This is a genomic window from Pseudomonas sp. SWRI68 (genome assembly GCF_014269165.1).
In the GTDB taxonomy this organism is placed as follows: domain Bacteria; phylum Pseudomonadota; class Gammaproteobacteria; order Pseudomonadales; family Pseudomonadaceae; genus Aquipseudomonas; species Aquipseudomonas capeferrum.
Genome location: NZ_JABWRU010000001.1, coordinates 665,958 through 678,664 on the forward strand (window position 1 = coordinate 665,958; position 12,707 = coordinate 678,664).

Annotated in this window: 10 protein-coding genes; 7 read left to right on the forward strand and 3 right to left on the reverse strand. The window is 64.4% G+C overall.

What is annotated here, in order from left to right:
- Position 1: 1 nt before the first annotated feature.
- Positions 2–1,789 carry an N-acetylglutaminylglutamine amidotransferase gene (locus tag HU770_RS03050; protein WP_033700718.1) on the reverse strand — a complete coding sequence of 596 codons (1,788 nt, stop codon included), beginning with the start codon at positions 1,787–1,789 and terminating at the stop codon, positions 2–4.
- Between the two features lie 217 nt (positions 1,790–2,006).
- On the reverse strand, positions 2,007–3,974 hold the full coding sequence (gene mnmC / locus HU770_RS03055; protein WP_186663010.1) for a bifunctional tRNA (5-methylaminomethyl-2-thiouridine)(34)-methyltransferase MnmD/FAD-dependent 5-carboxymethylaminomethyl-2-thiouridine(34) oxidoreductase MnmC: 1,968 nt from the start codon (positions 3,972–3,974) through the stop codon (positions 2,007–2,009).
- Positions 3,975–4,095: 121 nt separating this feature from the next.
- On the opposite strand from mnmC, the gene pap reads away from it, so the two are divergent.
- Positions 4,096–5,589, forward strand: coding sequence for a polyphosphate:AMP phosphotransferase (gene pap / locus HU770_RS03060; RefSeq protein ID WP_047581747.1), 1,494 nt, complete (start codon positions 4,096–4,098; stop codon positions 5,587–5,589).
- Between the two features lie 130 nt (positions 5,590–5,719).
- Positions 5,720–6,685: a DMT family transporter gene (locus tag HU770_RS03065; protein WP_186663011.1), complete on the forward strand. Its 966-nt coding sequence runs from the start codon at positions 5,720–5,722 to the stop codon at positions 6,683–6,685.
- 37 nt (positions 6,686–6,722) lie between these two features.
- On the opposite strand, the gene HU770_RS03070 is transcribed toward HU770_RS03065, so the two are convergent.
- Positions 6,723–8,117 (reverse strand): class II fumarate hydratase, encoded by a 1,395-nt coding sequence (locus tag HU770_RS03070; protein ID WP_186659270.1) that lies wholly within the window; start codon positions 8,115–8,117, stop codon positions 6,723–6,725.
- Positions 8,118–8,271: 154 nt separating this feature from the next.
- Here HU770_RS03070 and HU770_RS03075 point away from each other — a divergent pair, with 154 nt between their 5' ends.
- The 5 genes from HU770_RS03075 (at position 8,272) to HU770_RS03095 (ending at position 12,613) form a co-directional block, all read left to right on the forward strand.
- Positions 8,272–8,796, forward strand: a complete 525-nt coding sequence (locus HU770_RS03075) for a DUF2059 domain-containing protein (protein ID WP_033700711.1) — start codon at positions 8,272–8,274, stop codon at positions 8,794–8,796.
- Between the two features lie 10 nt (positions 8,797–8,806).
- Positions 8,807–9,103, forward strand: a complete 297-nt coding sequence (locus HU770_RS03080; RefSeq protein ID WP_033700710.1) for a BolA family protein — start codon at positions 8,807–8,809, stop codon at positions 9,101–9,103.
- Between the two features lie 116 nt (positions 9,104–9,219).
- Complete coding sequence (locus tag HU770_RS03085) at positions 9,220–10,152, forward strand: rhodanese-related sulfurtransferase (protein ID WP_186659271.1); 933 nt, start codon at positions 9,220–9,222, stop codon at positions 10,150–10,152.
- Between the two features lie 3 nt (positions 10,153–10,155).
- Entirely contained in the window at positions 10,156–10,788 is a 633-nt protein-coding gene (locus tag HU770_RS03090; protein ID WP_033700707.1) for a DsbA family protein, read from the forward strand.
- Positions 10,781–12,613, forward strand: coding sequence for an ABC transporter ATP-binding protein (locus HU770_RS03095; RefSeq protein WP_033700706.1), 1,833 nt, complete (start codon positions 10,781–10,783; stop codon positions 12,611–12,613). The genes HU770_RS03090 and HU770_RS03095 overlap by 8 nt, the downstream gene beginning before the upstream one ends.
- The last annotated feature ends 94 nt before the right edge of the window (positions 12,614–12,707 follow it).

A 12,707-nucleotide genomic window follows, 5' to 3' on the forward strand; every position in this document is an offset into this window, starting at 1 on the left:
ATCAGATTCCTTGTTCGCTCAGCCACAGGTTGAGCGCCGCCAGCTGCCACAGCTTGGAGCCACGCAAAGGGGTCAACTGGCCGTGCGGGTTGCTCAGCAGGCGGTCGATCATGGCCGGGTTGAACAGCCCACGGTCCTGGCTGGGGTCGGTCAGCAGCTCGCGCACCCAACCCAGCGTTGCGCCTTCCAGGTGCTTGAGGCCAGGGACCGGGAAGTAACCCTTCTTGCGGTCGATCACTTCATGCGGGATCACCCGTCGGGCGGCCTGTTTGAGCACCTGCTTGCCGCCATCGGGCAGCTTGAAGCGCGCCGGGATGCGTGCCGACAGCTCCACCAAACGGTAGTCGAGGAACGGCGTACGGGCTTCCAGGCCCCAGGCCATGGTCATGTTGTCGACCCGTTTGACCGGGTCATCGACCAGCATCACCGTGCTGTCCAGGCGCAGGGCCTTGTCTACCGGGTCGCGGGCGCCGGGGCGGGCGAAGTGTTCGCGGACAAAATCGCCTGCGGCGTCGCTTTCCAGCAGCCAGGGCGCTTGCACGGTGTCACGGTACTCGGCGTGGCTGCGGTCAAAGAATGCGTCGCGGTAGGCGCCGAAGGCATCCTCTGCGCCGTCGACTTGTGGGTACCAATGGTAACCGGCGAACAGCTCGTCCGCGCCCTGGCCGCTTTGCACGCCCTTGCAGTGCTTGGCCACTTCCCGCGACAGCAGGTAGAAGGCGATGCAGTCATGGCTGACCATCGGCTCGCTCATGGCGCGGAACGCGGCCGGCAACTGGTCGATGATCTCGTGTTCGGCGATGCGCAACTGGTGGTGGCGGGTGCCGTAGTGGCGGGCGATCAGGTCGGAATACTGGAACTCGTCGCCGCGTTCGCCGCCGGCATCTTCGAAGCCGATGGAGAAGGTCGACAGGTCGTCTACGCCGGCCTCGCGCAGCAGGCCGACCAGCAAGCTGGAGTCGACACCGCCGGACAGCAGCACCCCGACATCCACCGCAGCGCGCTGGCGGATCGCCACGGCATCACGCGTGGCGTCGAGCACGCGGGTGGTCCAGCCTTCCAGGTCGAGCTCACGCTCGTCGGGGTGGGCGCCGTATTGCAGTTGCCACCAGGTCTGGCGTTCGACTTCGCCGTGACGGTCGACGCGCATCCAGGTGCCGGGCTCGAGCTTTTGCACATTGGCCAGCAAGGTGCGCGGCGCCGGCACCACGGCGTGGAAGTTGAGGTAGTGGTTGAGCGCCACCGGGTCGATGACCGGGTCGATGTCGCCGCCCTTCAGCAGTGCAGGCAGCGTCGAGGCGAAACGCAGGCGCTCGCCGTTGCGCGACAGGTAGAGGGGTTTGACGCCGAGGCGGTCGCGGGCCAGGAACAGGCGTTGGTTATCGCGCTCCCAGATGGCCAGGGCGAACATGCCGTTGAGCTTGGGCAGCAGGGCTGCGCCCCAGGCGTGGTAGCCCTTGAGCAGCACTTCGGTGTCGCCGTCGGACCAGAAGGTGTAGCCCAGGTCCTGCAGCTCCTGGCGCAGCTCGGGGAAGTTGTAGATGGCACCGTTGAAGGCCAGCGACAGGCCCAGGGTATTGTCGACCATCGGCTGCGCCGAGCCGTCGGACAAATCCATGATTTTCAGCCGGCGGTGGCCGAGGGCGATAGGGCCTTGGCTATGAAAGCCCCAGGCGTCCGGGCCGCGAGGCGCCAGGTGGTGAGTGATGCGCTCCACAGCGGCCAGGTCGGCCGGGCGTGGGGCTTGGTCGATGGGGGTAAAACGTAACTCTCCTGCTAATCCGCACATAAGTCCTTACCGGTTTTTCCGTTGGGGAGGCGGCGCCCGGAAGCAGGCGCCTTAAGGAACTGACCGGGGAGGTTTGCAGGAGTTTTAGATCAATCTGTTATATGGGTGGGCTGCTGGGGGCTTGGCTTGGGGGGTGTTGCGCCTGTGAGATCGAGCGCCGCCCGCGCGGCGCTCGATCTCACAGGCGCAACTGATCTCCAGCCATGCCCCAACCCTTTCACTTACCGCGAATCAACCTGCGCAAGGCAAACCGGTTCGGATGGCACGCTTCAGCCACAGCACGAGGCACCGGCAACGGCTCGCTACACACCCATGCAGCAATCAATTCGCCCGACAGCGGCGCGGTGATCAACCCCCGTGACCCGTGCCCACTGTTCACATACAGCCCGTCGAGCCAGGGGCAGTCCACTTCCGGCACCTGCCGCGCATCCCTGGCCAGCACGGCAAAGGTTTCGGCGAACACCTGCGGGTCGGCCATCGGCCCGACGATCGGCAGGTAATCGGGGCTGGTGCACCTGAACGCTGCACGGCCCTGCAACTGCTCGGCGTCGAGCGAGGCAATATCCAGTCGCTGTGCCAGGTCGGCGGAGATCTCATCCAGCAATGCCAGGTTGCCTTTATGTTCGGCAACGGTCGGCGCCAAGTCTTCACTGTGGAAGTCGAAGCTGGCGCCCAGCGTATGTTCGCCCTCCCGCGGGGGCGCTACATAGCCGTCTGCGCACACCACCGTGCGCAGGGCACGGCTGCTGTCGGTCGCCGGCAGGCGGGTGATCTGCCCGCGGATGCGCTTGAGCGGCAACTGTGCGCAGGGCTCGAAACGCCGTACATCGGCGGCACCTGCCAGCACCACCAGGGGGGCGCTGGCCAGCAGGCGCTCGCCATCCCAGGCCTGCCACAGGTCATCGACCTTGCGCAGCGCGACCGCCTCATGGTGCACCAGCAGCCGAACCCCGGGGTGCTGCAACTGCGCCAGGCACAGGGCCGGCGGGTGTACCCAGCCGCCTTGCGGGTAGAACAGGCCGCCTGCCGGCAGGGCCACCCCGGCAAGCGCCTCGGCTTCTTCACGGCCCAGCGCGCGCAACAGGTCAGGGTCGAAGGCTGCGGCCAGCTTGCCCTGGCGTTCGGCTTCCTTGTTGTCGAACGCCAGCTGCAGCACCCCACAGGCATCCCAATCGCGGCCACGCTGCAGGCTTTCGAGCTGGCGCCTGGTATAGCCGAAACCGGCCAGGATCATCTGCGAAAGGGCGGTGCCATGGGCGGACAGCTTGAGGTACAGCACCCCTTGCGGGTTGCCGGACGCTTCCCGGGCGGGGGCGTCGTGACGTTCCAGTACCGTAACCTGCCAGCCACGCCTGGCCAGGCTGGCGGCAGTGGCACTGCCCGCCAGCCCGGCCCCGATCACCAAGGCTTCGCGCGGCCCTTCGACACTGTGCGGGCGGCCATACCAGGGCACGTACTGACGGGTGGCTGTCGGCCCAGTGTAGGCGCCGCTCATCACCTCCCACTTCTTGCCGATCCCCGGCACTTTCTTCATGGCGAAGCCGGCTTCGACCAGGCTGCGCCGCACCCAGCCAGTGGTGGTGAAGGTGCCCAGTACGGTGCCCGCGTGTGACAGCCGCGCCAGTTGCGCGAACAGTTCAGGGGTCCACATGTCGGGGTTCTTGGCCGGGGCGAAGCCATCGAGGAACCACACATCGATGTGTGCATCGAGCTGCGGCAGTTGTTCGAGCACATCACCGATCAACAGCGTCAGGGTGACCCGACCGTTGTCGAAGGTGAACTGCTGGAACCCCGGGTGCACCGCCACGTACTGCTCAAGCAATGGCTCGGTAAAAGCAGCCAGCTCTGGCCATAGGCGTACTGCCCTGGCCATGTCGGCGTGGCCGAGCGGGTACTTTTCGACACTGACGAAATGCAGGCGGGCGTCGGCATGGGCGTGTTCGTCAAACAACTGCCAGGCGCAGAAAAAATTCATGCCGGTGCCAAACCCGGTTTCGCCGATCACCAGGCAGGCGTGCGGCGCCAGGTCGGTGAAGCGTTCGCCCAGGCGCGTCTGGCCGAGGAAGACATGTTTGGTTTCTTCGATGCCTTCGTTGACCGCGAAGTACACATCGTCGTACTGCCGCGAATGGGGGCGGCCCTGGTCGTCCCAGTCGATCTGGGCATGCTGGAGGAGGGTGGACATGGTGGGCTCGGTTGCAGCGGATGCCGGGATTTTATGCCATCTACGCTCTTTGCGCAGGTTGCAGCGGCACAGCCACAGCACAAATCCGCTAGTCTTGTTTATCCATTGAAGGAGCCACTGCATGTTCGAATCCGCCGAAATCGGTCACAGCATCGACAAGGAAACCTACGACGCCGAAGTGCCTGCCCTGCGCGAAGCGCTGCTCGAAGCCCAGTACGAGCTCAAGCAGCAGGCGCGGTTCCCGGTGATTGTGCTGATCAACGGCATCGAAGGGGCTGGCAAGGGCGAGACGGTCAAGCTGCTCAACGAGTGGATGGACCCGCGCATGATCGATGTGCTCACCTTCGACCAGCAGACCGACGAGGAACTGGCCCGGCCACCGGCCTGGCGCTACTGGCGGGCGCTGCCGCCGAAGGGGCGGATGGGGGTGTTCTTTGGCAACTGGTACAGCCAGATGCTTCAGGGGCGTGTGCACGGGGTATTCAAGGACGCGGTACTTGACCAGGCCATCACCGGCGCCGAACGGCTGGAACAGATGCTGTGCGACGAAGGCGCGCTGATCATCAAGTTCTGGTTCCACCTCTCCAAGAAACAGATGAAAGCCCGCCTCAAGGCGCTCAAGGACGATCCGCTGCACAGCTGGCGGATCAGCCCGCTGGACTGGCAGCAATCCGAGACCTACGACCGCTTCGTGCGGTTTGGCGAGCGCGTACTGCGCCGTACCAGCCGTGACTACGCGCCCTGGCACGTGGTCGAGGGGGTCGACCCTTACTATCGCAGCCTGGCGGTGGGGCGCATTTTACTGGAGAGCCTGCAAGCCGCACTGGCCAACAACCCCAAGGGCAAGCACCACGGCAACGTCGCGCCGTTGGGCCGCAGCATCGACCAGCGCAGCCTGATCGGCGCCCTGGACATGACCCTGCGCCTGGACAAGCAGGATTACCAGGAGCAACTGGTGACCGAGCAGGCGCGCCTGGCCGGCCTGCTGCGCCACAAACACATGCGCCGGCATGCCTTGGTGGCGGTGTTCGAAGGTAACGATGCGGCCGGCAAGGGCGGCGCGATCCGCCGGGTGGCAGCCGCGCTGGACCCACGCCAGTACCGTATCGTGCCGATTGCCGCGCCCAGCGAAGACGAGCGGGCGCAGCCGTACCTGTGGCGGTTCTGGCGGCAGATTCCGGCGCGGGGCAAGTTCACCATCTTCGACCGGTCCTGGTATGGCCGGGTGCTGGTGGAGCGGGTCGAGGGTTTCTGCACCCCGGCCGACTGGATGCGCGCCTACAGCGAGATCAATGATTTCGAAGAGCAGTTGGTGAATGCGGGCGTGGTGGTGGTCAAGTTCTGGCTGGCGATCGACCAGCAGACCCAGCTGGAGCGCTTCGAGGAACGCGAGCAGATCCCGTTCAAGCGCTACAAGATCACCGAGGACGACTGGCGCAACCGCGAAAAGTGGGACCTGTATACCGAGGCGGTGGGCGACATGGTAGACCGCACCAGCAGCGAGATCGCACCGTGGACGCTAGTCGAAGCCAACGACAAACGCTGGGCACGGGTGAAGGTATTGCGCACTATCAACGAGGCGCTGGAAGCGGCATTTGCCAAAGACAAAAAATAGCCCCAGTGGGGGTTCAGCCATGCCGCGGCGGAATGACCTGATGAATTCTTTTCACGGCTGTTTGCCCCGCTGCCACCCGTCAAGCCCGTAGAATCCAACCACCCCCACCACGGGCTTGAACGAGGGCTTTATGCACACCACTTCCGGACGCAGGGTCTATGGCCTGTTCCTGGCACTTCTGACCGCGCTGCTGTGGGGCATCCTGCCGATCAAGCTCAAGCAGGTGCTGCTGGTGATGGACCCGGTCACCGTCACCTGGTACCGCCTGCTGGTTTCCGGTGGGCTGTTGTTCGCCTGGCTGGGGGCCAATCGCCGGCTGCCAGCGTTCAGCAAGCTCGGGCGCAAGGGCAAAGGGCTGGTGGCTGTGGCCGTGCTCGGCCTGATGGGCAACTACGTGCTGTACCTGATCGGCCTCAAGCTGCTCAGTCCTGGCACCGCACAACTGGTTGTACAGGTCGGCCCGGTACTGTTGCTGGTGGCCAGCGTGTTCGTGTTCAAAGAGCGGTTCAGCCTGGGGCAGGGGGTGGGCCTGCTGATTCTGATCGGGGGGTTCGGCCTGTTCTTCAACCAGCGCCTGGAAGAACTGCTGACCTCGCTCGGCGCATACACCACAGGCGTGTTGACCATTTTGCTGGCGACCAGCATCTGGGTGTTTTACGCCCTGAGCCAGAAGCAGCTGCTGACGGTATGGCACTCACAGCAGGTGATGATGGTGATCTACCTGTTTTGCGCCGCGCTGCTCACGCCTTGGGTGCATCCGCTGGAAGCGTTGCAACTGTCGCCGCTGCAGGGCTGGCTGTTGCTGGCCTGCTGCCTGAATACCCTGGTGGCGTATGGTGCCTTCGCCGAAGCCCTGGCGCATTGGGAGGCTTCGCGGGTGAGTGCGACGTTGGCGTTGACGCCGCTGGTGACTTTTGTGGCAGTGGCTATTGCGGCCTGGATGTGGCCGGCGTATGTGCATGCCGAGGACATCAATGCCCTGGGGTATCTGGGCGCGGTGACGGTGGTGCTGGGGTCGGCGTTGGTGGCGCTGGGGCCTTCGTTGGTCGCTGGCTGGCGGGCGAGAAAGGCCCGCCTGGCGCAGGTGCATCTATAACCTGCGCCGCTAAGGGCCAGTAGCGGCAGCCGCTGAATCAGCCCTTGCCGCCCGGTGCCAGCATGTTCTCCGGCCGCACCCACTGATCGAACTGCTCATTGGTCAGGTACTTCAACTCCAGTGCCGCCTCGCGCAAGGTCTTGCCCTCGCCATACGCCTTCTTGGCAATCTCCGCTGCCTTGTCATAGCCGATGTGCGGGTTCAGCGCGGTCACCAGCATCAAACCGCGCTCTAGGTGCGCCGCCATCTGCTCGGCGTCGGGCTCGATGCCGGCCACGCAGTGTCGCTGGAAGTTGCGGCAGCCGTCGGCCAGCAGTTCCACCGACTGCAGCAGGTTGTGGATGATCACCGGTTTGAACACGTTCAACTGCAAGTGGCCCTGACTGGCGGCAAAACCGATCGCCGCGTCGTTGCCCAGCACCTGGCAGGCCAGCATCGACAGCGCCTCGCACTGGGTCGGATTGACCTTGCCAGGCATGATCGAGCTGCCCGGCTCGTTGGCTGGCAGGCGCACTTCGGCAAGCCCTGCACGCGGGCCGGAGCCGAGCAGGCGCAGGTCGTTGGCGATTTTCATCAATGCCACGGCCAGGGTCTTCAAGGCCCCGGCCAGGCTGGTCAGCGGTTCATGGCCGGCCAGCGCCGCAAACTTGTTGGGCGCGGTGACGAACGGCAAGCCGGACAGCGCGGCCAGCTCTGCGGCGATGGCTTCGGCGAAGCCGTGTGGCGCGTTCAGGCCTGTTCCCACGGCCGTGCCGCCCTGGGCCAGCTCACAGACCGGGGGCAGGGTGGCGCGGATGGCGCGCTGGGCATAGTCGAGCTGGGCGACGAAGGCGGAAACCTCCTGGCCGAAGGTGATCGGCGTGGCGTCCATCATGTGCGTGCGGCCGGTCTTGACCAGCTTCTGGTGGCGCGCCGACAGCTCGGCCAGCCCTGCCGACAGCTCGGCGATCGCCGGCAGCAGCTGTTCATGCACCGCCTGGGCTGCGGCAATGTGCATGGCCGTAGGGAAGCAGTCGTTGGAACTCTGCGAGCGGTTGACGTGGTCGTTGGGGTGCACCGGCGTCTTGCCGCCGCGGCCCTTGCCGGCCAGTTCGTTGGCACGGCCGGCGATGACTTCGTTGACGTTCATGTTGCTCTGGGTGCCGCTGCCGGTCTGCCAGACCACCAGCGGGAACTGATCGTCATGCTGACCGTCGAGCACTTCGTCGGCGGCTTGCTCGATCAGCCGGGCGATTTCGGCCGGCAGGTCACCGTTGCGATCGTTGACCCGTGCTGCAGCCTTCTTGATCAGCGCCAGGGCGTGCAGCACCGCGAGGGGCATGCGTTCCTTGCCAATGGCGAAGTTGATCAGCGAACGCTGGGTCTGCGCACCCCAGTAGGCGTCCTCAGGAACTTCGACCGGGCCCAGGCTGTCTGTCTCGATACGGCTCATTCTGCGCTCACTCCTTTGTGGTTCGAAATCGCAGTTTAGGCCCTGATTCGACAGAGCGGTTCCATCGCTCGTCGTCCCCACTTGAGCACATCGCCACCACAGCGCAGAATGCTCATCTCTGAGGTACCCGCCTCCCTCTTTTGAAGGAAATGCAATGACCCGTCTCCGTGTCCTCTGTGCCGCCGTCGCCCTGGCCTGTGCCAGCGGCCAGGTACTCGCTGCCACCGCCAGTCACAACGCTGCCGCCGAGAAATTCCTGACCCTGGCCAACGCCGACAAGCTGGGCACTCCGGTCTATATGCAGGTCCAACAGATGTTCGCCCAGCGCTTTGCCCAGACCAAAGCGCCTTCGTCGAAGCAGCCGGTACTGGAAAGCTACCAGGCCAAGGCCAATGCCGCCCTGGACAACGCCATCGGCTGGAACAAGCTGAAGCCGAAAATGGTCGACCTGTACACCGCGACCTTCACCGAGACCGAGCTCAAGGACCTGGTCAAGTTCTACGAGTCGCCGCTGGGCAAGAAAGTGTTGCGCGAAATGCCAAAGGTTACCCAGCAGTCGGCGCAGCTCACCCAGCAGAGCCTGGAACCAGCAGTGCCGGTGGTCAACAAGCTGCTCGAAGACATGACCAAAGAGCTTGACCCGAACGCTGGCAAGGCTGCCGTCCCCGCCAAGAAGTGAGTAACGCGTGATGAGCATGCAGCACCGCATCGAGCAACAACTGGCAACGCTGGCGCCGCAACACCTGGAAGTGCTCAATGAAAGTCACATGCACAGTCGTGGTCAGGAGACCCACTACAAGGCAGTGATCGTCAGCGAGCAGTTTGCCGGGCTGAACAGCGTCAAGCGCCACCAAAAGGTCTACGCCACCATGGGTGAGCTGATGGGCGAGATTCATGCCCTGGCCATCCACACGTACACTGCCGAGGAGTGGGCCAAGGTGGGTGTTGCACCGGCCTCGCCGGTGTGTGCAGGCGGTGGGCACTGAATCCTTTTTGTTGATCTGGTAGAATCTGCACCATCCGGGGGCCGCTTTGCGGCCCCCTGCTTTTTGTCCAACCCGGTCCGCCCCTTACGAGGGCAACCACCAGGAGATTCAGTTTCATGTCACAACCGATCGTCGTCGCGGCGCTGTACAAGTTCGTCACCCTGCAAGACTACGTCGAACTGCGCGAGCCACTGCTCAAGGCCATGCTCGACAATGACGTCAAAGGCACCCTGCTGCTGGCCAACGAAGGCATCAACGGCACCGTGTCGGCCACCCGCGAAGGCATCGACGGCCTGCTCGCCTGGCTGCGCAATGACCCGCGCCTGGTGGATGTCGACCACAAGGAATCGTACTGCGACGAGCAGCCGTTCTACCGCACCAAGGTCAAGCTCAAGAAAGAGATCGTCACCCTCGGCGTACCGGGCGTTGACCCCAACCAGCAGGTGGGGACCTACGTCGAGCCCAAGGACTGGAACGCCCTGATCAGCGACCCTGAAGTGCTGCTGATCGATACCCGCAACGACTACGAAGTGGCCATTGGCACGTTCAAGGGCGCCGTCGACCCCAAGACCGAAACCTTCCGCGAGTTCCCCGACTACATCAAGGCCAACTTCGACCCGAGCAAGCACAAGAAGGTGGCGATGTTCTGCACCGGTGGCATCCGTTGCGAAAAAGCCTCCAGCTACATGCTCGGTGAAGGCTTCGAGGCGGTCTATCATCTTAAAGGTGGCGTCCTGAAGTACTTCGAAGAAGTGCCTCAGGAAGAAAGCCTGTGGGACGGCGATTGCTTCGTCTTCGACAACCGCGTCACGGTGCGTCATGACCTGAGCGAGGGCGAATATGACCAGTGCCATGCCTGCCGCCATCCGATCAATGCAGAGGAACGCGCGTCCGAGCACTACTCGCCAGGTGTGAGCTGCCCGCACTGCTGGGACAGCCTGAGCGAGAAGACTCGCCGCAGCGCCATCGACCGGCAGAAGCAGATCGAGCTGGCCAAGGCGCGCAACCTGCCGCACCCGATCGGTTACAACTACAAAGCCGAGGCCTGATGCATGTCTGCACGCCTGCTTTATGTGATGGACCCGATGTGCTCCTGGTGCTGGGGCTTCGCGCCGGTGGCTGCGGCCCTGATCGCCCAGGCACGTGATGCCGGCGTGCCGACCCGCGTGGTGCCAGGCGGCCTGCGCACGGGCGGCAGCGCCCTGGATGCCTCGACCCGCAAGTACATCCTCGAACATTGGCAGGCGGTGGCCGAAGCCACCGGTCAGCCGTTTCGTTTCGAGGGCGCCATGCCCGATGGGTTCGTCTACGACACCGAGCCTGCCTGCCGCGCCCTGGTCACTGCCCGCGAGCTGGACGCCGAGCGCGTCTGGCCACTGCTGGCGCTGATCCAGGGCTCGTTCTACGCGGCCGGCGTCGACGTCACCACCGCGCCGCAACTGGTCGAACTGGCCGAACAGGCAGGCTTTGACCGTGCGGCGTTCGCCGAGGCCTTCGCCCGCGCCGACACCCGTGTGGCCACCGCCGCTGATTTCACCTGGGCGCAGGACCTCGGTATCGCCGGTTTCCCCACCCTGCTGGCCGAGCGCAACGGCCAGCTGGCGTTGCTGACCAACGGCTACCAGCCGCTGGAGCGCCTGCAACCCTTGCTCGGCCGCTGGCTGCAGCAGGCTGCCTGTGCTTGATGTGCCTGGGTCACCCGACCCTGTGCCTGGGAAGCCTCACAGTGCGGCCGATCGCCTGAGCTGGGCGGAAATCCGCCGCCTGGCCCTGCATCACAAGAAAAACCTCTGGTCCGCCAACCTGATTGCCGTACTGGCGGCCTGTTGCAGCGTGCCGATCCCTTTGCTGCTACCGCTGCTGGTGGACGAAGTGCTGCTTGGCAACGGCGATGCTGCGCTGAAGTGGATGAACCAGGTGCTGCCGGCCAACTGGCAGGTGGCCGCTGGCTATATCGGCCTGATGCTGGCGCTGACGCTTTGCCTGCGCCTGGCGGCCCTGGCCTTCAACGTGGTGCAGGCCAAGCTGTTCGCCGGGTTGGCCAAGGACATCGTCTACCGCCTGCGCATCCGCCTGATCGAGCGGCTCAAGCGGATTTCCCTCAAGGAATACGAAAGCCTGGGCAGTGGCACTGTGACCACTCACTTGGTCACCGACCTGGACACCCTCGACAAGTTCGTCGGCGAGACCCTCAGCCGCTTCCTGGTGGCCATGCTGACCCTGACCGGTACGGCGGCGATACTGATCTGGATGCACTGGCAGCTGGCGCTGCTGATCCTGTTGTTCAACCCCCTGGTGATCTACTTCACCGTGCAGCTGGGCAAACGGGTCAAGCACCTGAAGAAGCTTGAAAACGACAGCACCGCGCGCTTTACCCAGGCGCTGTCGGAAACCCTCGACGCCATCCAGGAGATCCGTGCCGGCAACCGCCAGGGCTACTTCCTCGGTCGGCTTGGCCTGCGTGCGCGGGAAGTGCGCGACTACGCCGTGGACTCGCAATGGAAAAGCGACGCCAGTGGCCGCGCCAGTGGTTTGTTGTTCCAGTTCGGCATCGACATCTTCCGCGCTGCGGCGATGCTAACGGTGCTGTTTTCCGACCTGTCGATCGGCCAGATGCTGGCCGTGTTCAGCTACCTGTGGTTCATGATCGGCCCGGTGGAGCAACTGCTCAACCTGCAATACGCCTACTATGCCGCTGGCGGTGCCCTGAGCCGGCTCAACGAGTTGCTGGCGCGTGCCGACGAGCCGCAGTACCCGGCCGCCACTGACCCGTTTGCGGGTCGCGAGACGGTGGGCATCGAGGTTCGCGACCTGCGCTTTGCCTATGCCGAGGAGCCAGTGCTCGACCACCTCGACCTGTCCATCGCCCCGGGCGAGAAGGTGGCCATCGTGGGGGCCAGTGGCGGCGGCAAGAGCACCTTGGTGCAACTGCTGCTTGGCCTGTACAGCGCCCAGGCGGGGACCATCCGCTTTGGCGGTGCCAGCCTGCAGGAGATCGGCCTGGAGACCCTGCGCGAAAACGTCGCGGTGGTGCTGCAGCACCCTTCGCTGTTCAACGACAGCGTACGCGCCAACCTGACCATGGGTCGCGACTGCAGTGACGACGCCTGCTGGCAGGCGCTGCGCATTGCCCAGCTCGACGCCACCATCGCGGCTTTGCCGCAAGGCCTGGATAGCGTGGTCGGGCGCTCTGGCGTGCGCCTGTCCGGGGGGCAGCGGCAACGGCTGGCCATTGCCCGGATGGTGCTGGCCGAACCCAAGGTGGTGATCCTCGACGAAGCCACCTCGGCGCTGGATGCCGCCACCGAGTACAACCTGCACCAGGCCCTGGCACGTTTCCTCGATGGCCGTACCACACTGATCATCGCCCACCGCCTGTCGGCAGTGAAGCAGGCTGATCGGGTGCTGGTGTTCGATGGCGGGCATGTGGCCGAAGATGGCGACCATCAGCAACTGATTGCCGACGGTGGGTTGTACGCCAAGCTATACGGGCACCTTCAGCAAACCTGAGCCCCCCAACAGGCTGAATAGGCTGCCAGGCTGGCATAAAAATCCCCTCCACGCAGATGGCAAATGGCCTACGCTGTGCTTGTCTGGGTTGATT

Excerpts from the sequence above, each read along its gene's own strand:
- HU770_RS03050 (WP_033700718.1), bottom strand. The coding sequence starts at position 1,789 with ATGTGCGGATTAGCAGGAGAGTTACGTTTTACCCCCATCGACCAAGCC.
- mnmC (WP_186663010.1), bottom strand. The coding sequence starts at position 3,974 with ATGTCCACCCTCCTCCAGCATGCCCAGATCGACTGGGACGACCAGGGC.
- pap (WP_047581747.1), top strand. The coding sequence starts at position 4,096 with ATGTTCGAATCCGCCGAAATCGGTCACAGCATCGACAAGGAAACCTAC.
- HU770_RS03065 (WP_186663011.1), top strand. The coding sequence starts at position 5,720 with ATGCACACCACTTCCGGACGCAGGGTCTATGGCCTGTTCCTGGCACTT.
- HU770_RS03070 (WP_186659270.1), bottom strand. The coding sequence starts at position 8,117 with ATGAGCCGTATCGAGACAGACAGCCTGGGCCCGGTCGAAGTTCCTGAG.
- HU770_RS03075 (WP_033700711.1), top strand. The coding sequence starts at position 8,272 with ATGACCCGTCTCCGTGTCCTCTGTGCCGCCGTCGCCCTGGCCTGTGCC.
- HU770_RS03080 (WP_033700710.1), top strand. The coding sequence starts at position 8,807 with ATGAGCATGCAGCACCGCATCGAGCAACAACTGGCAACGCTGGCGCCG.
- HU770_RS03085 (WP_186659271.1), top strand. The coding sequence starts at position 9,220 with ATGTCACAACCGATCGTCGTCGCGGCGCTGTACAAGTTCGTCACCCTG.
- HU770_RS03090 (WP_033700707.1), top strand. The coding sequence starts at position 10,156 with ATGTCTGCACGCCTGCTTTATGTGATGGACCCGATGTGCTCCTGGTGC.